The sequence below is a fragment of the Sedimentitalea xiamensis genome, from assembly GCF_030164465.1.
Classification (GTDB): domain Bacteria; phylum Pseudomonadota; class Alphaproteobacteria; order Rhodobacterales; family Rhodobacteraceae; genus Sedimentitalea; species Sedimentitalea xiamensis.
The window spans coordinates 24,258-46,852 of record NZ_JASNJE010000026.1 but is presented as its reverse complement, the minus strand read 5'-3'; the positions used below and the strand labels follow the sequence as shown (position 1 = coordinate 46,852).

The following is a 22,595-nucleotide window of genomic DNA, read 5'->3' as shown; positions in this document are numbered from 1 at the left end:
TTTCTGGCGCTTTGCGCTTGGGTCTTTGGTTCTGCGGTTCAGGCAGGATGCGGGCTTGAAGGCCCTTCCCCCTGCGCGCTGCCCGACGGCGACTACCATGCCAGCCTTCCCGGCCACGACGGCGACCGCGTTCCGGCGGTCGTTTTCCTGCATGGCGCGGGAAGCACCGGGCACATGTCATCGGCAACGGCGCGCTCGTCCAGTCGCTGCTGGAGCGGGGCTACGCGGTTCTCGCCCCCACTGGTGCCCGGCAGTTCGGCGGGAACGGCGGCCGAAGCTGGAATTTCCTTCCCGGCCGGGACGGTCGGGACGAAGCCGCGTTCCTTCAGGACGTGGTCGATGACGCCGCCCGGCGGTTCGGGATAGATACCGATCGAGTGATCCTGGCGGGGTTCTCGGCCGGCGGGTTCATGGTGAACTATCTGGCCTGCGCCAAGCCCGATGCATTCGCCGCCTATGCGCCGGTCGCGGGCGGATTCTGGCGTCCGATACCCGCCACCTGCGCCGGGCCGATCCGCCTGTTTCATACGCATGGATGGAAAGACGCGACCGTGCCGCTGGAAGGCCGCTATCTGCGCAACAAGCGCTTTCAGCAAGGCGACATCTTCGCCGGGCTGGAACTGTGGCGGGCGGCGAATGCCTGCCCTGACGAAAAACCCTCCGCCTATTCGGAAACCGGTCCGTTCTGGCGCCGGGTCTGGTCGGATTGCGCGCCCGGCAGCGCGCTGGAATTGGCGCTGTTCGCCGGTGGCCATACGGTTCCGGACGGATGGGCCGATATGGTGCTCGGCTGGTTCGAGAGCCAGCCCCGGAACTGATCACTCGGCGGGGGCCGCCACGGTCGCCCGGTCCAGAACGGATTTCAGTTCATTGCGGTAATGCTGTGCCGCACGGGTGATCAGCGGTTCCCGGTATACCTCCCGGGTTCCCATCCATCCGCGCGCGCGGGCAGGCATCGACAGGCCGCTGACCGCCGACAACGGCACCGCGAACAGCAGGCTGAACGCGATCGGCAGCAACCACGGAGACACCAGCCCCGCGAAGATCCCGGCGGCCAGCGCGGCGCCGCTCGCGGTTTCCAGCGCATGGCAGGCAAGCAGCGTGCCCAGACCGTATCGCCCGCCGCTCCGCGCCTGCGGCGACCATCCGCGCTGAAGGCCCAGCAGGGTCCGAAACACCGCGATCATCTGCTGCACCATCAGGATGGGCGCGTAGACCACCGACAACACCACCTCCGACACGAAGGACAGCGCGAAACGCCAGCCGCCGCCGAATTCACCGAAGCGGGATCCGGTCAGGGGCAGGGCCGCGATGGCCATGAGCTTGGGCGCCAGCAGCATCGCATACATCAGCACGACGATCATCACGTGGCGGGAACCGGTCATCTCGGGCCAGGTCGGCATCAGCGGATTGGTTTCGCTGAAATAGGTCAGCACGCTGGCGTCCTCGCCGACGCCGATCAGCGCCCACATGACCAGCAGAGCGAACCAGATCGGCGACATCAGATATCCAACCGCCCCGTGCAGCATGTGAAACCGCGAGATCGACCTGAACCCGCGGGACCGCAGCAGGTTCAGATGCTGAAGGTTGCCCTGGCACCAGCGGCGGTCGCGCAGGACATGGTCGATCAGCGTCTGCGGCGTTTCCTCATAGCTGCCGCGGATACGGGGCAGAAAGCGGACGCTCCACCCGGCGCGGCGCAGCAATCCGGCCTCGACGAAATCATGGCTCATGATCAGCTTGTCCCGCCCGAGCCGCGACCGCAGATGCGGCAGCCCGGCACAGGACGCGAAAGCCGCGGTGCGAATGATCGCGTTATGTCCCCAATAGTTGCCGTCCTGCCCGCACCAGCGCGACACCCCTTCGGCGAGGGCCGCTCCATAGACGCCGTTGGCGAACTGCTGCATGCGCGCGAACACGGTCTGCGCGCCGATCAGCTGCGGAAAGCTCTGGATCAGCCCGGCGCCGGGATCGCGCGCCAGCGCATCCGTGAGACGCAGGATCGCCCGGCCCGTCATCAGGCTGTCGGCGTCCAGCACCAGCATCGCCGGATAAGCGGCGCCCCAGTTGGACACCCAGTCGGCGATGTTGCCGACCTTGCGATCGGTGTTCTGCCTGCGCCGCCGATAGTAAAGCGCAAGACCGGGCGACAGGGAGGCCTGCAGGGCCAGCACGCTTTCCTGTTCCTGCGCCGCGATCGCGTCGTCCTGCGTGTCACTCAGGATGAACATGTCATAGCGGTGCGCGCCGCCGCGGGCGCGCAGCTCCTCGAGCATCGACCGGGCGTTGCCCAGCACATACCAGGGCACTTCGTTGTAGACCGGCATCAGCAACGCCACCCGAAGCGGTTCGATCCGCCCCGGACGGACCCGCGCTTCGCGCTGCGCCAGTGACACGAGTCCCAGGGCGACCGTGCTGACCGTGAAGGCGATCCAGAAGAAGTTGAACCCGATCAGGATCATCAGGACGGCCTCGATCACGTTGATGCCCTGATCGTTGAACCATCCCCAGATCACCCAGATCAGCAGCAGCATGACCAGAACCGCCGGGCTGAAGGCCAGGCTGCGCCACAGCCCGATGCGCCGCGGCGGCACCTGGTCCGGGGCGTCCCGGTCGTGAAACGCGACCTGGAAATCCTGCACCGGCATCGGCAGGGGCGCCTTTGCCGGCATGATGTGCAGATCGGGTCTCATGAGGTCCACCGGTAGAGCCAGACTTCGCTGGCAATCTGATCGTCCTTCAAAAGCTGCGCCCGCAGTTCGACGCTCTGCCGTTCGCCCGGATCGAAGGTGAACGCCAGGCGCAGCCCGCCAGTTTCAGGATTGTGCTGAAGGATCCCCGCGCTGGTCTCCACGTTCGGCGAACTGACATGCACCGTCAGCGCCTCCGGCCCGTCTTCGAACAGCGGATGCGGCCCGAAATCGACGGTGGCGATGCGCCCGCCGCGCAGATGCCCGCCCATGCGCGTGTTGACGACGCGCGCGAGATCCACGGCGACAGGCGCCTGCGCGCCCCAGGTCAGGCGATAGGCCAGATCGACCTGCGATCCGGCCTCGTAGCTATTGGAAGGACGCCAGTAGGCCACGATATTGTCATAGATTTCCTGATCCGCCGGGATTTCCACGAGCGTCACCGCCCCCTGCCCCCAATCGCCCCTCGGTTCGACCCAAAGGCTTGGACGGCGATGATAATGCGCTTCCAGATCGGCAAAGTCGGACAGTCTGCGCGCCCGCTGCATCAACCCGAAACCGCGCGGCGCACTATCGGAAAACGACGACACCTGAAGATGTTTCGGGTTCGCGAGCGCGCGCCACAGGATTTCTCCTGCGCCATTGAAGATCATCAGCCCGTCGCTGTCATGCACCGCCGGGCGGAAATCGTCGAAACGGTCACGGTTGGTTTCGTCGAACAGGAACATGCTGGTCAGCGGACCGAGTCCGACATGGTGGAGTTCTTTCCGGGCAAACAGCGTCGCCTCGACCTCCATCACGCAGGCCGGTCCCGGCGTGATGTCAAAGCGGTAGGCGCCGGTGACGCTGGGGCTGTCCATCAGGGCGTGCACGATCATGTTGCGCTGTTCCGGGTTTGGACGTTCCAGCCAGAACCGGATGAAATCGGGAAACTCCTCGCCCTCGGCATCGCCGGTCTTCAGCGCGAGGCCACGGGCCGACAGGCCATAGATCTGATCGAGCCCGATGGCCCGGAAATAGCTCGCCCCCTGAAACACGCAGAATTCGTCGGTCAGGCCGGGGCGGTGCATTTCGGTGCGCAGGCGCAGCCCGGAAAAGCCGAGCGTCTCGTCCACCGGCAGTTCCGGCACCGAGTCGGATTTCTCGAACATCGCGAGATCGAAGGCGACCGGAGTCGCCGTGCCGCCTTCGACGGTCTCGACCTTGACGGTGCGCGGGAAATAAAGACCGGGCGTGAAGAAATCGACGTTGAACGGCGTGTCGGTGCCATACCACAGCGCCGCCTCGGGACGGAAGCGAATCAGCTTATATTGTTCGTAGGTGAGGTCGCGCCAGGCTTCGGGCACCATGTCTCGCGCCCGGTAGTCGGATGCGGCCATCTCGCGCGCCAGCGCGATCACATAGTCGCGGTCAAACGCGTGTTGGGCTGTGGAAGCTCCCGCGGCCCCTGCCAATGCAAAAGCCGATGTGGTGGCCAGAAATTGTCTGCGCGAAAGTGTCATGCGCGCTTGCTCCGCCAGGGCTGAGACTTGAACCAAGCGGCGATATAGGCAACCGCGATGATCATTGCAAACCCCGCCAGATTCACGAGCAAAACTGTCGCAGGGCCGCGTCCGGCCTGATCCAGAACAAATCCCAGGAACCGCGCCGCCGCCATCGAGAAGACGAAGACAGCCAATGACTGCTGTCCAACTTTCATAACTATTTTCAACAAGATACGCCAAATTTTCGCGGCCAATCCAGTTCCGCTGGCGCGGAGCCGCCTGCCGCCTTCCCCGGCAGCGACCCAGGCCAGATAGGCCAGCGACAGGAAATGCAGGTAGCGCAAGACGCCAAAATCGGTCTTGTCGCGCAGGCTGAACCCCGTGGCCTTCTCGGATGCGCCTACCTGCGTCCAGATTTCGCGAATCGCGGCCCCGAGATCGGGGCTGATGGCGCCGAGCCAGGTCACGACCTTCCAGGACCCGAACGGCGCCGACAGAACCAGGAATCCCAGGCTCGTCCAGACCAGGACCCGCGACACTGGCGGCGGCGGCAACCACCCGCGCATGAAGGCGAAGCCGGTGAAAAACAGCAGCTGCCAGCCGAACGGGTTGAAGAACCATTCCCGGTCCGACCAGCTTTCCGCGGGCAAATCCAGCACTCCGGCATTCGCCCCGAACCAGATCGCCAGGCTGGCCGCAACGACCGCGGCGAAGCCGAGCCCCGAGAGCGCCATGAACAGTGGCATCATCGCCAGCACCACGAGATACATGGGCAGGATGTCGAAATAGTTGGGCACGTAGGTCAGCGTGAAAACGCCGACGATCTGGCGCATCGGGTCATCGAAGAAATGCCCGAGGTTCAGCGAATCGACATAGTTCGTTTCAAACGTCCCGAAGGTGTCCAGCGCGGCCATCATCATCGCGACGAAGAAGAACAGACAGACATGCGCCCAGTAGACCTGCCACACCCGGAACGCGACACGGGCCGTGCCCATGCCCCAGCCTTTTCTGACGAAGGCGCCGCCAAACGCGATGGCCGAGGCCATGCCCGAACAGAACACGAAGATCTCGGTGGCGTCCGAATACCCGAACCGCGCCGGAATCCAGTTGCTCCACGGGTTGAACGGGATATGCGCGACCAGAATGATGAACATCGCGATGCCGCGATAGAAATCCAGCCGGGGGTCCCGAACGGAAACGGGAGTCGCTGCGGGAACAGCGGCATCCGCAGATCCTGTCCGGGACGAAAGGGTCGTCATATTCATCTCTTGCCCTTGTATGGTCATCGCGCCAGCACGCTATGTGCACCAGACGGGCTGCGCCCGACAGAGATCAAATCGCGCCGCGCTGCGGCAAATGCGTCATCCCTGCCCGCCCGGAGCGCCCTCCGTTCGTCCAGCATGGCCTCTGCCTGGTCCAGAAGCCCGGCGCGCAGGCCGGCGTCAATGGTCATCCTTTCGAAGATATCCCGTTGCGCATGACTGCCGCCGGCCAGGTGCAGCGTCGACCTCGCCTTTGCCAGGTGGACGAAAGCCTCTGCAAACCGCGAGTCGCCGAACGCTTCCAGCCCCCACGCCACGCTCAGGCCGGGACTTCTCATGCGGACCTTGATCTCGTCCGATCCGGACTCCGCGTCACGATGCATCCGGCGCAATAGCGCGGCTATCTCTGTCTCCCGGTTGTCGGCGGTCAATGCGAGCAGGTAATGCAGGTCCGCGAAAACGAGACACCCATCCTCGGTTCTGGCGGCACTCAACTCCGCCAGTTCATTCCAGCGCCCGGCCACGTCGATACCTTCGAGTTCCAGCCGCATCAGCAGTGAGGTCGCGTTGGAAATGTCGCGATAGTCGTCAGTCCTGTCGCAGCGAATGTCCCGGTCGTAAAGGTCGAGCACCGCGTCGATCTCGCCCAGATCCAGATGCATCAGCGCCTTGTGCCACCAGACGTGATAACGAAAGTTGTTGCAATGCGACCACGTGCCTTCGCGCCCGGCCAGCCAGTCCAGCCCCTTGCGCGCGTTTCCGGTCATGTCGTGCACATGGGCGACGGCGTGTAGCCCCCAGGCATCGTCCGGCGCGGTCCAGAGCGCCTGACGTCCGGCGATTTCCGCTCGTTCGTAGTCGCCGGTTTCTTCCAGGGCGAAGGCGTGGCAGCCCAGAAGGTAACCATGCGCGGGATGATCCCGCGCATAGGCCGGCATCACCCGTTCCATCGATCGCCGCATTCCCGCGCGATCGCCCAGAACGAACCGGATGGCATGGCTCATCTTCATCGCAAGGGCATCTTCGGGCGCGGCCTTCAGAACCCGCTCAAGGCATTTGACGGATCGGGAGGGGTATCCCGCCAGCCAGGCCTCCAGCGCTTGCACGAATAGCGTGTCCCGCACGCCGGCCCGCTGCTTCGAAATCGCCGTCCTGGCGGCCGCCAGATCCGATTCCGCCACAGCGGTCAGTTCGCGCCGCCCAAGCAGAAGGTAGAACAACCCCTTGACGGCATGTCCCAGAGCAAAGCCCGGCTCTGCCGCGAGAACAGCCATCAGGTGTTTCGGCGTGACGGCCGCATGCGCCAGGAATCCCAGCATCGCCGCATTCCAGTCTGCGAGGCTATCGGATGTATCAAGCCCGGTCGGTTGACCAAAAAGATCCTGCTGCATTCAGTGGTCCATTTCCGTGGTGACGTCACCGCTGTCAGGACTTAACAGGCTGCGAATATTTCAAAAATGAATAATGCCGGCGCTCTCGCATTGGTGACGGCCCGTGTGAGCAAAGAGAGGATTTTCGCCGACGGTTGCCCCCGCCACAGGCGGATTGCCGCGGATTTCGGCGTGGGTTCGCTGCGTGGAACGGTCTGATCGTCCACGGCGACTCCCCGCAAAGCGGTCGGGGGAGCAACGCGACTCGGCGCAGCGGTCGGTTTCAGATGCGCCCGTCGTAGGCTTTGGCCTCGATCACCGCGGCAATGACGGTAAAGCAATCGGCGGCCATGGCCTCCAAGAGCGCCCGGTCCAGTTCCGCGCGGTTTGAAACGGTGACACCATGGCCGCCGAACGCGCGTCCGATGGCGGCAAAATCATGGCGCGCGAAATCGACGCCCCGGTTGGCCATCTGGCGCTGGCGATGCTTCAATTCGATGAGCGCAAGGCTCGCATCGACGAAAACCACGAAAATCACCGCGGTTCCGAGCTCCGCCGCCGTGGCCAGTTCGCCTGCGACCATCAGGAACCCTGCGTCCCCGGAGAAACCGACGACGGGGCGATCCGGTTCGGCCAGTTTCATCCCGATCGCCATCGGCACGGCGCATCCCATGGTGCAAAGCGCCGACGACTGCACGAGGCCGCGCGGCTCTGCGCAGGTCCACATCTGCGACAGCAGGATGCGGTGCGCGCCGCTGTCCGCCGTGGCCAGAGTGGACCGCGGCAGCACCGAACGGGCCTGCGCGATGACTGCCGCCGGGCCCCAGTCCTCGTCCTGCGGGAAAGCCTCGGCCAAGGCGGCCCTGACCCGGTCCGGCTGCCCATCGGGCCACGTTGCCCGCGCCTTCACGCTCTGCGCCAGCGCCTCGAGGCTGGCGCCGGTATCCGCCACGAAGTTCAATCCGGCCTGGTGCATGTAATGGGTGTTCGCGACGGCGGCGATGTCGATCACGTTCTGTGTTTCCGGGGTCCAGGCGTCGCGCCATCCGGGCCGCATTTCTATCGGGTCATAGCCGATCGCCAGGACGAGATCGGCCTGCGCCACCAGGGGAAGCAGGTGCCGGTCGGCGCGCGGCGAAAGACCGGCGGCCCCCAGGCATAGCGGGTGATCTTCCGGAATGATGCCCTTTGCCTTGTAGGTCGTGACGAACGGAATGCCGAAATGTTCGACAAAGGCGCGCAGGACGCATCCGGACCCGTCGTTCAGAACATCCAGCCCGATGACCGCCAATGGCCGTTCTGCCTGCGCCAGCCATTCCCGCGCCCGCGCCAGATCGGCCCCGTTGGGAGCGGTCGCGCTGGCGGGCCGGCGTCGCGTTTTTCTGATCGCCGGAACCATCGTATCCGCCACGCCCATCGGAACATCGACATGCACCGGACCCGGACGCGGGTCCGTGGCGATGGCGATCGCCTTGTCGGCAATGGTATCGGCCCCGGCCGCCGTCAGTCGATAGCTGGCCTTGGTGATCGGGCGGAACACCGCCTGATGGTCCATGACCTGATGCGTATAGGTCAGGGCCTCGTTGGAATCGACACAGCCGGTCAACACGATCATCGGCACCCGGTCCTGATGGGCGTTGGCCACGACGTTGACGCCATTCATCGCGCCGGGCCCAAGGGTCGCCACAAGAATTCCCGGCGCGCCATCGCGATGAAACACGCCTTCGGCCATGAAACCGGCAGCGTTCTCGTGCTTGGCGAGCGTGAAGGATATCCCGGCCGTCTCCAGCGCATCGACAATCGTCAGCACTTCGCCTCCGGGCATGCCAAATGCGCGACGGCACCCCGCCTCGTACAGCCTTTGAGCCAAGAGATCGGCGGCGCGAATTGTCTGGGCGGTCATCGGGCGCTCTCCGTCTGGGGCCTGTAGCGGAGATTGCCGAGCCAGAGTGCCACCGCAACCCCTGTCACGTCAGTGTGACCGGGATGCCGGTTTCGTGTTCCGTCCGTCTTCGGACATGCGCGGTCGAAACCGTCTGTCACATTCCGGCCTTCACATGTCTTGCGATGCTGATAGACAACGCAGGCGGCAGCGGACAGAAAAGGGCCAGCATGGATACGAGAGACTTGCCCCTGACTCATGACCTGGTGCTGATCGGCGGCGGTCACACCCATGCGCTCGTACTGCGGAGATGGGGTATGCGCCCGATGCCGGGCGCGCGGGTCACGGTGATCAATCCGGGTCCGACCGCGCCCTATTCCGGCATGCTGCCGGGGTTTGTGGCCGGGCATTATCGCCGCGAGCAGCTTGATATCGACCTGATCCGGCTGGCCCGGTTCGCCGGCGCCCGGATCATCGTCGGGGCCGCCGATGGCATCGACCGCGAGAACCGGGTGATCCATGTACCGGGACGGCCGCCGATCGCCTACGATGTCTGCTCTGTCGATATCGGGATCACATCGGACATGCCGGAGCTTGCCGGGTTTTCCGACCATGCCATACCCGCCAAGCCTCTGGGGCCGTTTTCGGCGCGTTGGGCAGCGTTCCTGAAGGAAACCGGCCCGGCGCAGGTTGCGATACTGGGCGGAGGCGTCGCAGGGGCCGAACTGGTCATGGCCATGGCGCACGCGTTGAAGACCGCGGGACGACAGGCTGAAACAACGCTGATCGAAAAGGCGGGCGCCCTGTCCGCCCTCGGCGGAACGGCGCGGAAACGGATCCTGTCACAGATGGCGGGACTCGGCGTCAGGGTTCTGGAAGGCGTCGAGGTCAGCGAGATCCGCGCCGGAGAAGTCGTTCTCGCTAACGGGACCCAGATTGCGTCCGGTTTCACCACCGGCGCGGCGGGTGCCCGCGCCTATGGCTGGCTCGGCGACACCGGGCTCGACCTGCAAGACGGGTTCATCCGGGTCGGCGACACCCTGCAGTCCAGCGACCCGGCGATCTTCGCGGTCGGGGATTGCGCCCACATGACCGGCTCTCCCCGTCCCAAGGCGGGCGTCTATGCGGTGCGGCAGGCGCCCGTTCTTTACGACAACCTGTGCGCGGTTCTCGCGGAGGGCGGGATGCGCCGCTACCGCCCGCAGGCGGACTATCTCAAGCTGATTTCGCTTGGTGGGAAAAGCGCTCTGGGCGAACGTTTCGGGCTGACCCTGTCCGGACCGCTGATGTGGCGCTGGAAGGATCACATCGACGGCAGGTTCATGCGCCGGTTCCAGGATCTGCCGGCGATGCAGGGGCCAGAACTGCCGCCCGTGCATACGACCGGGTTGGACAAGGCGCTGGGGGACAAGCCGATGTGCGGCGGCTGCGGGGCCAAGGTGGGGCGTTCGGCGCTGCGCCGGGCGATTGCGTGGCAGCCCTCGGGCCATCGCCCGGACATCACCCCCCTGCCCGGCGACGATGCGGCGCTGTTGCTGACCGGCGGTGCGCGCCAGGTGATGACCTCCGATCACCTGCGGGCGTTCGTCGAGGACCCGGTGGCGATGACCCGGATCGCGGCAGTGCACGCGCTTGGCGATATCTGGGCGATGGGGGCCACCCCGCAAGCGGCCACCGCAAGCATCATCCTTCCGCGCCTGTCGGACGCCTTGCAGGAACGGACCCTCCGCGAGATCATGCAATCGGCGCATGCGGCCATGCAGGCCGCAGGGGCCGAGATCGTCGGCGGCCACAGTTCGGTCGGCAGCGAACTGACCATCGGGTTCACGCTGACCGGCCTTTGCGAACGCGCGCCGATCACTCTTGCGGGGGCGCGGCCGGATGACGCCCTCATCCTGACGAAACCGCTGGGCAGCGGCGTTCTGATGGCGGCGGACATGGCGGGACTTGCCAAAGGCCGCTGGATCGTTGCGGCCATCGAACAGATGTCCGGGATGCAGACAGAGGCGGCGGCAATCCTGTCGGAAGCGCACGCGATGACCGACGTAACCGGATTTGGGCTCGCCGGGCACTTGCATGGCATGTGCGACGCCTCGGGCACCGGCGCGCTGCTGGATCTTGCGGCGGTCCCGGTGATGCCCGGCGCGGAGGAGATGTCCGAAGCCGGTGTGCGTTCATCGCTCTTTGCTGAAAACAGGTCGCTCGTGCCCACGCTGCCCGACGGCGGCAAGGCCGCGTTGCTGTTCGATCCGCAGACGGCAGGCGGATTGCTGGCGGCAGTGGAGCCGTCGCAAGCGGACGATCTCCTGTCCCGCCTGCGCGCGGCGGGCTATCCGGCGGCGCGGATTGGCAGCATGACCGGCCAGCCGGGTCAGCTATCCCTGTCGGCCGGCTGAGGCAGTCCGTCGAGGATCGCCTCGATCCGGGACGCCATGGCCTGAAGCCCGTCGCGGTCAAGGCTTTGCCCCTTGACCGTGGCCAGCACATCCGCCCCCACGATCCGGGCCGATTTGTCGTAGGACGGGTCGTAGTGCTGTTGCATCAGCGCCCTGGTCAGACCGATCCTGTCCCCGGCCGCGATCCTGTCGAGCCAGCCATCGACAACCGCATTGCCGCGAAACGCGCGCAGCTTGTCCAGCAGAAACTGCAGGCGCGGGGTGTCGGACAAGACATCGTCATAGGCCCGCGCCAGATACTCCGCCCGCGCGTCCAGCGGCGCGTCGACCCGGATACGCGGCGCCCGTTTCATCGCGTCCCAGAGGCTCGGTGGAATGATCCGCGCCCCGATCTTGCTGGATTCGGCCTCGACGACCACGGGGCGCGCCGGATCGAGCGCATCGAGCGCCACCGCCAGTTTCGTTTCGAAAGCCTTCTGGCTCGGCTGGCTTTGCCCGAGACCGCCCAGCAGCGACCCGCGGTGGCCCGCCAGGCCTTCGAGGTCCAGCATCTGGACCCCGCGCGCGCGCAGGATGTGCAGGAATTCGGTCTTGGCCGTGCCGGTATAGCCGTCGAGTGCGACCAACCGGTGTGGCAAGACGGCCTTGTAAAGCGCGGTGTTCACCAGTCTGCGGTAGGCCCGGTAGCCGCCGTCGATCACATCGGCGCGCCAGCCGATTTGCCCCAGCATCCAGGTGAAGGACCCGGACCGCTGCCCGCCGCGCCAGCAATAGACCAGCGGCCGCCAGCCGCCGTCATGATCGCGGAGCGCGGTTTCGATATGCGTCGCGGCGTTGCGGAACACCAGCGCCGCCCCCAGCTTGCGCGCCAGGAACGGGCTTTGCCGGACATAGATCGTCCCGACCTCGGCCCGTTCTTCGTTGTTGAGCACGGGCAGGTTGATCGCGCCGGGAACATGGTCTTCGGCAAATTCCGCCGGGCTGCGCACGTCGATCACGGTATCGAACCCGTGGTTCAGCAAGGCGGACAGGGATTGATAGCTTTGGGACATGCGGTTCCTGTAGCGCGGCAGGCGCGCCAGCGAAAGCCGAGACTCGCGTTGCGACCGAAGGCGCGGTCACGGCAAACCGGCCGCACATGTCAGCCTCCCGATCCGCGGGCCGCCAGACCGGGAGCCGACAGGGGACGGATCACGAAAACCGCACCGCCGGACGGGTTGGCGCTACTTCCGGACAATCCGGCCGTCGGTAAAGGGCTGATAGGGCATGTTCGCGGCGAGATATTCCGCCGTGACATCCGCCAGGTCCGGCCCGTAGTCATAGGCGTTCTTGTCATTCCCGGTGAACATCTTGTAGCCATCGCCGCCATTTCGGACGAAATCGTTGGTCACCACCGTATAGCTGGCCGACGGATCGATCGGCGCGAAACCGTCATCCGTCGCCACGAGAACCTCGATGATGCGCCCTTCGTTGGGCGCCACCGAAGGATCCCAGACGAATTTCAGCCCGGCGACCTGCGGAAAGCGGCCCTGGACCTCTTCGACCTGGCTCACGCCGTTCTCCAGCGCGTCGATCACCCCCTGGCCGCTAATCGTGAACGTGGACAGCGTGTTCTGGAACGGCAGGACCGTCAGCACCTCGCCCATTGTCACCTCGCCGGAGTCGATGCTGGCGCGCAGCCCGCCGGAATTGGCGATCGCGATCTGCACCCCCTGGTCGGCGACGCGGTCCAGCATCGCTTCGGCGACCAGATTGCCCATCGCGCATTCCTGAACGCGGCAGATGTCGCGGCCGCCTTCGATGGGGCTCGCGGCGGAGGCGATCACGCTGTTGCGGATTTCGTCCAGCGGCTGCGCCAGTTCGGCGATCCGCGCCGCGGTGGCGTCGTCCTGCGCCACGGTCGCGTCCATGATCAGCGGTTCGCCGACGGCCTGCACGACATTGCCCGCATCATCGAACGTCACGTTGAGTTCGCCGAGGAACTTGCCATAGGCATAGGCCTGAACGATGGCCGTCGCACCGACCATCGTCGGATAGGGTCCAGCGGCCCGGTCGCTGACATTGCTGAGCAGGGTGTTGGAATGCCCGCCCACGATCACGTCGACGCCCGTCGTCTCTGCCGCGATCCGCTGATCGACATGATAGCCGGAATGGCTGAGAACGATGATCTTGTTCACACCCATGCCGGTCAGCCTGTCGACCTCGCCCTGAACGGCGGCGACCGGATCGGAGAACGTGATGTTCGGACCCGGACTGGCGAGATCGACCGTGTCTTCCGGGGTCAGGCCGATCAGGCCGAGCTTCTCGCCGCCGCGTTCGATCACCGTGGATTTCGCCAGCCGGCCGGCCAGCAGTTCCTCGCGCGACACATCGGCATTGGACATGAGCACCGGGAAATCGACCGAATCCATGAACCCGCGCAGGACCTCCGGGCCATCGTCGAATTCGTGGTTTCCGACGGTCATCGCGTCATAACCCATCCGGTTCATCATCTCCGCAGCCACCTTGCCTTTGTAGTAGGTGTAGTAGAGCGTGCCCTGGAACTGGTCGCCCCCATCCACGAGGATCGAATTGTCGCTGCGCGCCCGCGCGTCGGCGATCGCGGTCACAAGGCGCGCGGACCCGCCGAAACACTTGCCCTCGGCATTGTCTTCGGCGCTGCAGGTGCTGTCGTATTTGCTGATCGGTTCGAACCGGGAATGGAAATCGTTGGTGTGCAGGATGGTCAAGGAATAGTCCGCCGCCGCGGCGCCGGCCGTCAGGCCCAGCATTGCTGCACATGTCAGAAGTCGTTTCGGCATGGGTCTCTCCGTGTTGTCGATGATGCATCGCGATTTTTTCCGGATCGTGCGCCGCTTTTCGCCACGTGTCAAAGGCAGACAGCGCGGCAATGCCGACAAGGCTTGACCCGGAAATTCGCGCGGGGCATGACCCCGGTATGATGATCTACAAAATCTTCCGGGCCGGGGAATGGACCGCCTTGCAGACCGAAGGCGAAACTCTGGGCGCCCCTGTCGACCTGGCGGATGGATTCGTGCATTTTTCGACCGCCGCACAGGTTGCCGAAACCGCGGCCCGGCATTTTTCCGGCGAGGCCGGGCTGGTTCTGTTGGCCGTTGATCCGGACGCGCTGGGGGCTGCGCTGAAATGGGAACCCTCGCGCGGCGGCGCGCTCTTCCCGCATCTTTTCCGGCCCTTGCGGCTGGAAGATGTCGCGTGGTCCAGGCCCTTGCCGCTGGTCGATGGCCTGCACATGTTTCCGGACGACCTCGCGTGAGCCTGCTTGAGAAGGCCGGCCTGGCCGCCCTGCGCCGGATTGATCCCGAAACCGCCCACGGTCTGGCGCTGCGGGCGCTGCGCGCCGGTCTGACACCGTGCCCCGGACCTCTGACCTCCGACCGCCTGCGTAGCCGCATCGCGGGAATCGACCTGCCCAATCCGGTGGGTCTTGCCGCCGGGTTCGACAAGAATGCCGAGGCGCTGGCCCCCCTGTCGCGTGCCGGATTCGGGTTCATCGAAGTTGGCGCCGCGACGCCGCGCCCGCAACCGGGCAACCCGCGCCCCCGATTGTTCCGGCTGACCGAGGATCGCGCGGCGATCAACCGCTTCGGATTCAACAACGAAGGGATGGAACGCATTGCAGCGCGGCTGGAACACCGCCCCGCGAGCGCGATCATCGGCCTGAACCTCGGCGCCAACAAGGACAGCGACAACCGCCCCGGCGATTTCGCGCGGGTGCTGGAACGATGCGGACCGCATCTCGACTTTGCCACGGTCAACGTGTCCTCTCCCAATACCGAGAAACTGCGCGACCTTCAGGGCAAGGCCGCCCTGACCGCGCTTCTGGAACGCGTGATGGCCACCCGCGACGGGCTGACCCGCCGGGTGCCGGTGTTTCTGAAGATCGCCCCGGACCTTCAGGCCGATGAATTGCGGGACATTGCCGAGGTCGCCCGCGCGACCCGTGTCGACGCGGTGATCGCCACCAACACCACCCTGTCCCGCGACGGGCTGCGCAGCCCGCACAGGGGCGAGGCGGGAGGGCTGTCCGGTGCGCCGTTGTTCGACAGATCGACCCGCGTTCTGGCCCGGCTGAGCGAGATGCTGGACGGCGACATCCCCCTTGTCGGCGTCGGCGGGATCGGATCCGCCGAAGATGCCTATGCCAAGATCTGCGCGGGCGCCAGCGCGGTCCAGCTCTACACCGCGCTGGTCTATGGCGGCTTGTCGATGGTCGCGGAGATCGTGACCGGACTTGACCGGCTGCTTGCGCGCGACGGGTTTGACTCGGTATCACAGGCCGTCGGCAGCAAACGAAAGGACTGGCTGTGATCGAATTCTGGCACAATCCGCGTTGTTCGAAATCGCGTCAGGCGCTGACTCTCCTCAGGGATCGCGGCGTGGAAGTGCGGGAACGGCGCTATCTCGACACCCCGCCGTCGCTGGACGAGATTGCGCAGATTCGCGCCGCGCTCGGCCAACCGCGCGCCATCGACATGATGCGGCCGGGCGAGAAACTGTTCCGGGACCTCGGGCTGGATCGCGGGGCATCCGATGAGGTCCTCATGCAGGCGATGGCGGATCACCCCATCCTGATCGAACGTCCGGTGGCGATCGCCGGCGCGCGGGCCGTGATCGGGCGGCCGCCCGAACGGGTGCTCGACCTGATCTAGAGCGCGCCGGCTTCCGTCGCGCGTTCCAGCGCGGGATAGCGCGCGGCAAGCGTCATCGCACGCGCCACGAATGAAAACAGGAACGCGATCCAGAGACCATGGTTGCCGTAGTCGGGCACCAGCATCAAGACCGCCGCGACAAAAGCCGCGGTCGACAGGACGGACATGTTCCGCATGTCCGTGGTGCGGGTCGCGCCGATGAAAATGCCGTCCAGCATCCAGCTGGCCACACCCAGAAGCGGAACCAGCACCATATAGGGCAGATAGATCCGCGCCTCGGCCTGAACCTCGAGCGCCTTGGCCATGAGATCGACAATCGCCCCGCCCCAGACCGCGAAGACGATGGACAGCAGCAAGGTGCCGACAAGCGCCCAGAGAGTCGCGACGAAAATGCTTCTGCGCAGCCGGGCGATGCTGGAGGCGCCGACCGCCTGACCCACGAGGGTTTCGGCAGAAAAGGCAAACCCGTCGAGCGCATAGGCGGTGATTTCGATGAACTGCAACAGGATGTGGTTCGCCGCCAGAGTCGCGTCGCCGAAATCCGACCCAAGAAACAGGAACGACACGAAGATGCCCATCAGCATGAGCGACCGGATCAGGATGTCGCTGTTGACCACCAGCATCCGGCGCAGTCGGCCCGCATCGAAGAGCCGGTCCCAGTCGCGCCAGGCGGGGCTCGCGAATGCGTCGCGGCACAGCCAGAGCGCCAGCGCCAGGCCGCTCCATTCCGCGAGGAAGGTCGCGAAAGCCACCCCCTGCACGCCCCAACCCAGGCCCAGCACGAACCAGATATCCAGAAGGATATTCAGCCCGTTCATCCAGAGTTGCAGCAGGAGCACGCCGCGGGTGCGTTCCAGCGCGATCAGCCAGCCGGTCACGCCGAAGATGGCAATCGCCGCCGGTGCGGACCAGACCCGGATCGCCATGTAGCCGCGCGCCAGGGTTTCGACCTCTTCGGAGGCCGGCGAAATCCGGAAGGCGCCCCAGAACAAGGGCCATTGCAGCAGGATGATCAGAAGGCCGCCGGCGGCCCCGGTCAGCATCGCCCGGACGAGAAGTGCGGTGACTTCGCCGCCTCTGCCAGCGCCATGCGCCTGGCTGGTCAGGCCGGTTGTCCCCATCCGCAGGAAGCCGAAGATCCAGTAGATCGACGAGATGATGATCGCCCCGATTCCGACCGCGCCGATGGGCGCAGCCAGGCCCATTTGCCCCACGACGCCGGTGTCCACCACCCCGAGGATCGGGACCGTCGCGTTGGAGATCACGATGGGGATGGCGATGTTCAGAACCCTGCGGTGGGTGATCTGACCGCCTGTTTCAGCCACCCGGCACCGCGGTCTTGGGCGGCATCAGGAAATGGCCCGTGGCCTGCGCGAACGGCTTTTCCCGGTTGTCCTGCCAGGCTTCCACCCGAACCGAGGCATAGCGCCGCCCGGCGCGGCTCACCGTGGCGCGGGCATAGGCATCCCGCGGCAGGCCGGATCGCAGATAGTCGACGGTGAAATCGATGGTTTTGGGCAGGCGCGGCAGATTGCCCGCAGCCATCTGCTCGATGTCGATGGCACCGGATTCGATATCGGGCCAGAGATAGAACCAGTTGAGCGTGATGATCGACGTGGTTTCCAGAAAGGCGGCGGTCACGCCGCCGTGGATCGCCGGCAGAAACGGGTTCCCGATCAGCTTGTCGTCGAACTTGAGAATGCCCGTCAGTTCGTCTCCGCGCCGGTCGAATTCGATGCCGAGAAAGCGGATATAGGGCACCCCGTGTACCAGAGCGTTCAGCGCCGCATCCCGCCTCTGCTTGACGATCTGAATCGGTTCGGGTCTGGTCCGCGCCATCACTTCGGCTCCACGGTAAAGGTGCCGGACGCCGTCGCGACCGGCCGGTCCGCGTCGTCATCCGTCGCGGTGGCGCGCACGAAAGCCACCGACCGGGTGATATGGTAGCATGTTGCAGATGTGCGGATCGTCTGTCCCGGCGTCGCGGCCCGCATGTAGTCGATCCGCAGGTCGATGGTCGCGGTTCCGGCCGGCGCGGCCGGATGGCTCATCACCGCGGCGCCGCAGCAGGTGTCCATCATCGCCGAAACCGCGCCGCCGTGGATCACGCCGGTCTTGGGGTCGCCGATCAGCCGTTCGTCATAGGGCATCTGTATCTCGGCCCGCCCGTCGCCGATATCCGTCAACTGCATGTTGATCGCACGGGCATGCGGAATGGCCTCGATGAACTGCCGCGCCAGCTTGACCTTGTCCACCATGTGCAATTGCTCCTGAGTCTGTCTCTGCGCCCTTATGACAAGCGCTGCGTCAAAAGGGCAAGCCCGCCTGTTGCGCTTGACCGCACATGTGCCTACGCTCAATGCATTGGGGAAGAGGATCACATGTCTGACTCACGACTGTCATTCAAGGAAATGTGCGCCAAGTTCGACGTGACGCCGCGCACCCTGAGATATTACGAATACATCGAATTGCTCCGGCCGGACCGCGAAGGACGATCCCGGTTCTACGGACCCCGCGAATCCGCCCGGATGAAGCTGATCCTGCGCGGGCGGAAATACGGCTTCCAACTCGAGGAAATCCGCCAGTGGCTGCTCATCTATGAAAAGGAAGGCACCAGCGCCCAGATGCAGGCATTTGTCGAGATGGCGGACAGGCAGATGAAAGAACTCGAGATCCAGCGCCAGCAACTGGAAGTCGCGATGCGCGAGTTGCAGGAATTGCGCGACGACACGGCCCGAAACGTGCCCTGATCTTCTCTCTTCGGATCCGGGTCGCCCGAAATTTCGGGTTGGTGCAACCGTGTTTTTAACCGGCGGCAAGAATTATTCACGCCGACCCTGAACCCGCATCCGTTTCATCAAAGTGACGTGACGTTCAAGTTACGTCAACGTCAAGCGCCTGTTGCAATTGCCGGCGACCTTCCTCACCTACTGCACATCAAGACGGATATTGAAAGTGCAAGTTATGACCGACGATATGATGACCATCCGCGAGATGTGCGACGCTTTCGACGTGACGCCCAGAACCCTGCGATTCTACGAATCCAAAGAGCTTCTGTTTCCCGTCCGTGAAGGACAGCGCCGTCTGTTCACCAAGCGCGACCGGGCCCGCCTGAAACTGATCCTGCGCGGCAAGCGTTTCGGCTTCAGCCTCGAAGAGATCCGGCAGTTGCTCGATCTCTATCACATCGGCGATCAGCAGCACACGCAACTGGCGCGGACCTATGAAATTGCCCGCAAGCGGCTGGCGGACATGGAACGCCAGCGCGATGAACTGAGCGAGGCGATCGTCGAACTCAGGAACCAGTTGGAATGGGGCGAAAAGATGATCGCCTCCGCCGAACAACGATCCGAGGCCGCGGAATAGCCCCGACACCCCGACGCACACCTAACGACCGACACAACAGGAAAATCGAAATGCCCAGCTACACCGCACCGACAAAGGACATGCAATTCCTTCTGCACGATGTGCTGAAAATCACCGGCTCCGACATCGACGGCTACGGCGAACTGGAACCGGACTTCACCGGTGCTATCCTGGAAGAAGCGGGCAAGATCAGTTCGGAAGTGTTGCAGCCGCTGAACGTGGTGGGCGACACCGAGGGCTGCACCCTCGAAAACGGAGTTGTGCGGACCCCGACCGGCTTCAAGGACGCATTCGAAAAGATCAAGGAAGGCGGCTGGCCCGGACTGGACATGCCGGAACAATACGGTGGCCAGAACATGCCCGCCGTCATCGGTTCCGCCGTGGGCGAGATGTTCTCGGCCTCCAATCAGGCGTTCACCATGTATCAGGGCCTGACCCACGGCGCGGCCAGCGCGATCCTCGCCCATGGCAGCGACGAACAGAAGAATACCTATCTGCCAAACATGGTGTCCTGCGACTGGACCGGCACGATGAACCTGACAGAGCCCCATTGCGGCACCGACCTGGGCCTGATGCGCACCAAGGCGGAACCACAGGCCGATGGCAGCTACAAGATCTCGGGCCAGAAGATCTTCATCTCGGCCGGCGAACACGACATGGCCGACAACATCATCCATCTGGTGCTGGCCAAGATCGTGGGCGGCCCCGAGGGCATCAAGGGCGTATCGCTGTTCATCGTGCCCAAGTTCCTGGTCAACGAGGATGGCAGCCTGGGCGCGCGCAACGGCGTGTCCTGCGGCAAGATCGAGGAGAAGATGGGCATCCACGGCAACTCGACCTGCGTCATGAACTATGACGAAGCCACCGGTTATCTGCTGGGCGAAGAACACAAGGGCATGCGCGCCATGTTCACCATGATGAACGAGGCCCGGCTGGGGGTCGGCATGCAGGGGCTGGCCCAGGCCGACGCCGCCTATCAGAACGCCGTCGAATACGCCAGGGACCGGCTGCAAGGCCGCGACGTGACCGGTGCCAAGAACCCGGACGGCCCGGCCGATCCGCTGATCGTGCATCCGGACATCCGCCGCAGCCTTATGGACCAGAAGAGCTTTACCGAGGGCGCGCGCGCCTTCATCCTCTGGGGCGCGACGATGATCGACCGCGCCCACCGCAATGGCGACAAGGACGCCGACGGGCTCGTGTCGCTCCTGACCCCGGTGATCAAGGGCTTCCTGACCGACAAGGGCTACGACATGACCGTGCAGGCCCAGCAGGTCTATGGCGGGCATGGCTATATCGAGGAATGGGGCATGTCGCAGTTCACCCGCGACGCCCGGATCGCGATGATCTACGAAGGCGCCAACGGCGTGCAGGCGCTCGATCTCGTGGGCCGTAAGCTGGCGCAGGATGGCGGCAAGCACGTGATGGCCTTCTTCGATCTGGTCAAGTCCTGGATCAAGGAGACTGCCGGCCAGGACGAGAGCTACGACCGCGACTTCCTCGAACCGCTCAAGGCGGCGTCCAAGGACCTCCAGGCGGCGGGCATGTATTTCATGCAGAACGGCATGAAGAACCCGAACAACGCGCTGGCCGGCTCGACCGACTTCATGCACATGTTCGGCCATGTCTGCCTCGGCCTGATGTGGGCACGGATGGCCAGGGCTTCGCTGGACGCAATGGCCGCCGGCGCCTCTGACGCGGCGTTCCACGAGACGAAGCTGGCCACGGGGCGTTACTACATGGCCCGACAGTTGCCGGCGACGGCGCTGCACCTGGCGCGCATCCAGACCGGCGCGGATACGGTCATGGCCCTGGACGCTGTCAATTTCTGATCGCCTGTCGCGGCGGGACCCAATGTTCCGCCGCGCATCACAATAACGCACACATGAGGCCGGTATGCCCAAGCGCTTTCGCCTGACCCGCCGTTTTCCCGTCGCCATGACCGAAGACGGCTACCGCAGGCTCAGGTCTTTCGCCAGCGAAGCCGGACTGGACGAAGGAGAGGCGCTGTCCTTCCTGTTCGAGAACTTCAACAGCGTGATCGACCCGGAAAACCTGGGGCACAGGTTACGGCTGTTCAACTCCGATCTCGAAAACCGCAAGAAATAGGGAACGCCCATGACCCCCACCTGGATGACCGACGAACACCGGATGCTGGCCGAAATGGCCAAGGGATTCTTTGACGCCGAATGGGTGCCGCAGATCGAGCGCTGGCGGAACCAGGGCGAAATGGACAAGTCGACATGGTTGCAGGCCGGCGAGATCGGTCTGCTGTGTTCCTCCATCCCCGAGGAATATGGCGGCGCGGGAGGCGATTTCGGACACGAGGCGGTCATCCTGATGGAAGCGGCGCGGGCCAACCTGGCCAGCTGGGGCAACAGCATCCATTCCGGAATCGTCGCCCATTACGTGCTGGCCTATGGTTCCGAGGAACAGAAGAAAAACTGGCTCCCGAAAATGGCGCGCGGAGAGATGGTCGGCGCACTTGCGATGACGGAACCCTCGGCCGGATCCGACGTTCAGTCGATCAGGACGAAGGCGGTGAAGGACGGCAATGCCTATCGCCTGAGCGGGCAAAAGACCTTCATCACCAACGGGCAGCACGCGGACCTGATCCTGGTGGCGGCCAAGACCGACCCGTCGCTGGGCGCCAAGGGAATTTCCCTGGTTGCCGTCGAAACCGAAGGCGCTGCGGGCTTCATCCGCGGGCGCAATCTCGACAAGATCGGGAAACACGCATCGGATACCTCCGAACTGTTTTTCGACAATGTCGAAATCCCGCCGGAAAACCTCCTTGGCGGCGAAGAGGGGCGCGGCTTTTTCCAGATGATGCAGCAATTGCCGCAGGAACGGCTGATCATCGCAGCGGAATCCGTCGGCGCAATGCGCGGCGCCGTCGAACGAACGGTTGCCTATTGCAAGGAACGCGAAGCCTTCGGCGGCAATCTTCTCCAGTTTCAGAACACGCGTTTCCAACTGGCCGAATGCAAGACGAAGCTGGCCGTGGCGGAGGCTTTCCTGAACGATTGCATCGCGGATCTGATCGCGGAACAGCTGAGCGTCGAAAAGGCCGCGATGGCCAAGTACTGGACGACGGATACACAGGGCGAGGTGCTGGACGCCTGTCTGCAGATGCACGGTGGCTACGGTTTCATGCAGGAATACGCAATTGCCGAGATGTGGACGGACGCACGGGTCCAGCGCATCTACGGCGGCACGAACGAGATCATGAAGGAACTGATTGCGAGGTCGCTTTGAGTCTGGAAACGCGCCCGCAACCTTCTCTTCCGGAACGCCTCCGGCGGGAGTATTTGGACAAAGATGAAGAACGAATGCGCCCCCGCCACCGGGCGACTGCCATCAGGACGGGGGCGACTTCACCTTTGGCGGTCATCGGCTCTCCAGCCTGTACCGCAACCAAGGGATTGACACATGAACCTTAACGGGCGGTTACGCGGGAGAGATCGCGACT

At 64.5% G+C, this 22,595-nt stretch carries 20 protein-coding genes; 10 read left to right on the top strand and 10 right to left on the bottom strand.

Annotated elements, in window-relative coordinates; all coding sequences use genetic code 11:
* Positions 1 to 71 precede the first annotated feature (71 nt).
* Positions 72 to 818, top strand: coding sequence for an alpha/beta hydrolase family esterase (locus QO034_RS17470; protein WP_321170024.1), 747 nt, complete (start codon positions 72 to 74; stop codon positions 816 to 818).
* Here the strand turns inward: QO034_RS17470 and mdoH are convergent, their stop codons facing one another.
* The 5 genes from mdoH to QO034_RS17445 form a co-directional block, all read right to left on the bottom strand.
* On the bottom strand, positions 819 to 2,693 hold the full coding sequence (gene mdoH / locus QO034_RS17465) for a glucans biosynthesis glucosyltransferase MdoH (RefSeq protein ID WP_284486815.1): 1,875 nt from the start codon (positions 2,691 to 2,693) through the stop codon (positions 819 to 821).
* On the bottom strand, positions 2,690 to 4,192 hold the full coding sequence (locus tag QO034_RS17460) for a glucan biosynthesis protein (RefSeq protein WP_284486814.1): 1,503 nt from the start codon (positions 4,190 to 4,192) through the stop codon (positions 2,690 to 2,692). The genes mdoH and QO034_RS17460 overlap by 4 nt, the downstream gene beginning before the upstream one ends.
* Positions 4,189 to 5,433, bottom strand: coding sequence for an OpgC family protein (locus QO034_RS17455; RefSeq protein ID WP_284486813.1), 1,245 nt, complete (start codon positions 5,431 to 5,433; stop codon positions 4,189 to 4,191). Before QO034_RS17455 ends, QO034_RS17460 begins: the two co-directional genes overlap by 4 nt.
* 23 nt (positions 5,434 to 5,456) lie before the next feature.
* Positions 5,457 to 6,827, bottom strand: coding sequence for a tetratricopeptide repeat protein (locus tag QO034_RS17450; RefSeq protein WP_284486812.1), 1,371 nt, complete (start codon positions 6,825 to 6,827; stop codon positions 5,457 to 5,459).
* A 262-nt stretch (positions 6,828 to 7,089) separates the two neighbouring features.
* Entirely contained in the window at positions 7,090 to 8,709 is a 1,620-nt protein-coding gene (locus QO034_RS17445) for a thiamine pyrophosphate-binding protein (RefSeq protein ID WP_284486811.1), read from the bottom strand.
* A 209-nt stretch (positions 8,710 to 8,918) separates the two neighbouring features.
* On the opposite strand from QO034_RS17445, the gene selD reads away from it, so the two are divergent.
* Positions 8,919 to 11,084, top strand: coding sequence for a selenide, water dikinase SelD (gene selD, locus QO034_RS17440; protein WP_284486810.1), 2,166 nt, complete (start codon positions 8,919 to 8,921; stop codon positions 11,082 to 11,084).
* Here selD and mnmH read toward each other — a convergent pair.
* Together mnmH and QO034_RS17430 are read right to left on the bottom strand one after the other, a co-directional pair.
* Entirely contained in the window at positions 11,060 to 12,136 is a 1,077-nt protein-coding gene (gene mnmH, locus QO034_RS17435) for a tRNA 2-selenouridine(34) synthase MnmH (protein ID WP_284486809.1), read from the bottom strand. The two genes, selD and mnmH, sit on opposite strands and share 25 nt — an antisense overlap.
* A gap of 171 nt (positions 12,137 to 12,307) precedes the next feature.
* Positions 12,308 to 13,885: a bifunctional metallophosphatase/5'-nucleotidase gene (locus QO034_RS17430; RefSeq protein WP_284486808.1), complete on the bottom strand. Its 1,578-nt coding sequence runs from the start codon at positions 13,883 to 13,885 to the stop codon at positions 12,308 to 12,310.
* 137 nt (positions 13,886 to 14,022) lie between these two features.
* On the opposite strand from QO034_RS17430, the gene QO034_RS17425 reads away from it, so the two are divergent.
* Genes QO034_RS17425 through arsC form a run of 3 tightly spaced genes read left to right on the top strand, consistent with a single transcriptional unit; the run spans position 14,023 to position 15,757 of the window.
* Positions 14,023 to 14,361, top strand: coding sequence for a DUF952 domain-containing protein (locus QO034_RS17425; RefSeq protein WP_284486807.1), 339 nt, complete (start codon positions 14,023 to 14,025; stop codon positions 14,359 to 14,361).
* Positions 14,358 to 15,416 (top strand): quinone-dependent dihydroorotate dehydrogenase, encoded by a 1,059-nt coding sequence (locus QO034_RS17420; protein WP_284486806.1) that lies wholly within the window; start codon positions 14,358 to 14,360, stop codon positions 15,414 to 15,416. Before QO034_RS17425 ends, QO034_RS17420 begins: the two co-directional genes overlap by 4 nt.
* Entirely contained in the window at positions 15,413 to 15,757 is a 345-nt protein-coding gene (arsC, locus tag QO034_RS17415; protein WP_284486805.1) for an arsenate reductase (glutaredoxin), read from the top strand. Before QO034_RS17420 ends, arsC begins: the two co-directional genes overlap by 4 nt.
* On the opposite strand, the gene QO034_RS17410 is transcribed toward arsC, so the two are convergent.
* The 3 genes from QO034_RS17410 to QO034_RS17400 are packed head-to-tail and all read right to left on the bottom strand — an operon-like array spanning position 15,754 to position 18,015.
* Positions 15,754 to 17,082, bottom strand: coding sequence for an MATE family efflux transporter (locus QO034_RS17410; RefSeq protein ID WP_284486804.1), 1,329 nt, complete (start codon positions 17,080 to 17,082; stop codon positions 15,754 to 15,756). The genes arsC and QO034_RS17410 overlap by 4 nt on opposite strands.
* The gene (locus QO034_RS17405) at positions 17,075 to 17,596 is read right to left on the bottom strand and encodes a PaaI family thioesterase (protein ID WP_284486803.1); all 522 of its coding nucleotides are present in this window, start codon (positions 17,594 to 17,596) and stop codon (positions 17,075 to 17,077) included. Before QO034_RS17405 ends, QO034_RS17410 begins: the two co-directional genes overlap by 8 nt.
* Positions 17,596 to 18,015 carry a PaaI family thioesterase gene (locus tag QO034_RS17400; RefSeq protein ID WP_284486802.1) on the bottom strand — a complete coding sequence of 140 codons (420 nt, stop codon included), beginning with the start codon at positions 18,013 to 18,015 and terminating at the stop codon, positions 17,596 to 17,598. The genes QO034_RS17405 and QO034_RS17400 overlap by 1 nt, the downstream gene beginning before the upstream one ends.
* A gap of 123 nt (positions 18,016 to 18,138) precedes the next feature.
* Here QO034_RS17400 and QO034_RS17395 point away from each other — a divergent pair, with 123 nt between their 5' ends.
* The 5 genes from QO034_RS17395 (at position 18,139) to QO034_RS17375 (ending at position 22,381) form a co-directional block, all read left to right on the top strand.
* A complete protein-coding gene (locus QO034_RS17395; protein WP_284486801.1) occupies positions 18,139 to 18,507 on the top strand; it encodes a MerR family transcriptional regulator in 369 nt (122 codons plus the stop codon).
* A gap of 214 nt (positions 18,508 to 18,721) precedes the next feature.
* Entirely contained in the window at positions 18,722 to 19,123 is a 402-nt protein-coding gene (locus QO034_RS17390; RefSeq protein WP_284486800.1) for a MerR family transcriptional regulator, read from the top strand.
* A 50-nt stretch (positions 19,124 to 19,173) separates the two neighbouring features.
* Positions 19,174 to 20,955, top strand: coding sequence for an acyl-CoA dehydrogenase C-terminal domain-containing protein (locus tag QO034_RS17385; RefSeq protein ID WP_284486799.1), 1,782 nt, complete (start codon positions 19,174 to 19,176; stop codon positions 20,953 to 20,955).
* 64 nt (positions 20,956 to 21,019) lie between these two features.
* Positions 21,020 to 21,232, top strand: coding sequence for a hypothetical protein (locus QO034_RS17380; protein WP_284486798.1), 213 nt, complete (start codon positions 21,020 to 21,022; stop codon positions 21,230 to 21,232).
* A 9-nt stretch (positions 21,233 to 21,241) separates the two neighbouring features.
* Positions 21,242 to 22,381, top strand: a complete 1,140-nt coding sequence (locus QO034_RS17375; RefSeq protein ID WP_284486797.1) for an acyl-CoA dehydrogenase family protein — start codon at positions 21,242 to 21,244, stop codon at positions 22,379 to 22,381.
* Positions 22,382 to 22,595 lie beyond the last annotated feature (214 nt).

Coding starts and splice junctions, on each gene's coding strand:
- selD (WP_284486810.1), top strand. CDS start 8,919: ATGGATACGAGAGACTTGCCCCTGACTCATGACCTGGTGCTGATCGGC.
- QO034_RS17380 (WP_284486798.1), top strand. CDS start 21,020: ATGCCCAAGCGCTTTCGCCTGACCCGCCGTTTTCCCGTCGCCATGACC.
- QO034_RS17460 (WP_284486814.1), bottom strand. CDS start 4,192: ATGACACTTTCGCGCAGACAATTTCTGGCCACCACATCGGCTTTTGCA.
- QO034_RS17425 (WP_284486807.1), top strand. CDS start 14,023: ATGATGATCTACAAAATCTTCCGGGCCGGGGAATGGACCGCCTTGCAG.
- QO034_RS17385 (WP_284486799.1), top strand. CDS start 19,174: ATGCCCAGCTACACCGCACCGACAAAGGACATGCAATTCCTTCTGCAC.
- mnmH (WP_284486809.1), bottom strand. CDS start 12,136: ATGTCCCAAAGCTATCAATCCCTGTCCGCCTTGCTGAACCACGGGTTC.
- QO034_RS17455 (WP_284486813.1), bottom strand. CDS start 5,433: ATGACGACCCTTTCGTCCCGGACAGGATCTGCGGATGCCGCTGTTCCC.
- QO034_RS17390 (WP_284486800.1), top strand. CDS start 18,722: ATGACCGACGATATGATGACCATCCGCGAGATGTGCGACGCTTTCGAC.
- QO034_RS17405 (WP_284486803.1), bottom strand. CDS start 17,596: ATGGCGCGGACCAGACCCGAACCGATTCAGATCGTCAAGCAGAGGCGG.
- QO034_RS17395 (WP_284486801.1), top strand. CDS start 18,139: ATGTCTGACTCACGACTGTCATTCAAGGAAATGTGCGCCAAGTTCGAC.
- QO034_RS17430 (WP_284486808.1), bottom strand. CDS start 13,885: ATGCCGAAACGACTTCTGACATGTGCAGCAATGCTGGGCCTGACGGCC.
- QO034_RS17445 (WP_284486811.1), bottom strand. CDS start 8,709: ATGACCGCCCAGACAATTCGCGCCGCCGATCTCTTGGCTCAAAGGCTG.
- QO034_RS17375 (WP_284486797.1), top strand. CDS start 21,242: ATGACCCCCACCTGGATGACCGACGAACACCGGATGCTGGCCGAAATG.
- mdoH (WP_284486815.1), bottom strand. CDS start 2,693: ATGAGACCCGATCTGCACATCATGCCGGCAAAGGCGCCCCTGCCGATG.
- QO034_RS17400 (WP_284486802.1), bottom strand. CDS start 18,015: ATGGTGGACAAGGTCAAGCTGGCGCGGCAGTTCATCGAGGCCATTCCG.
- QO034_RS17450 (WP_284486812.1), bottom strand. CDS start 6,827: ATGCAGCAGGATCTTTTTGGTCAACCGACCGGGCTTGATACATCCGAT.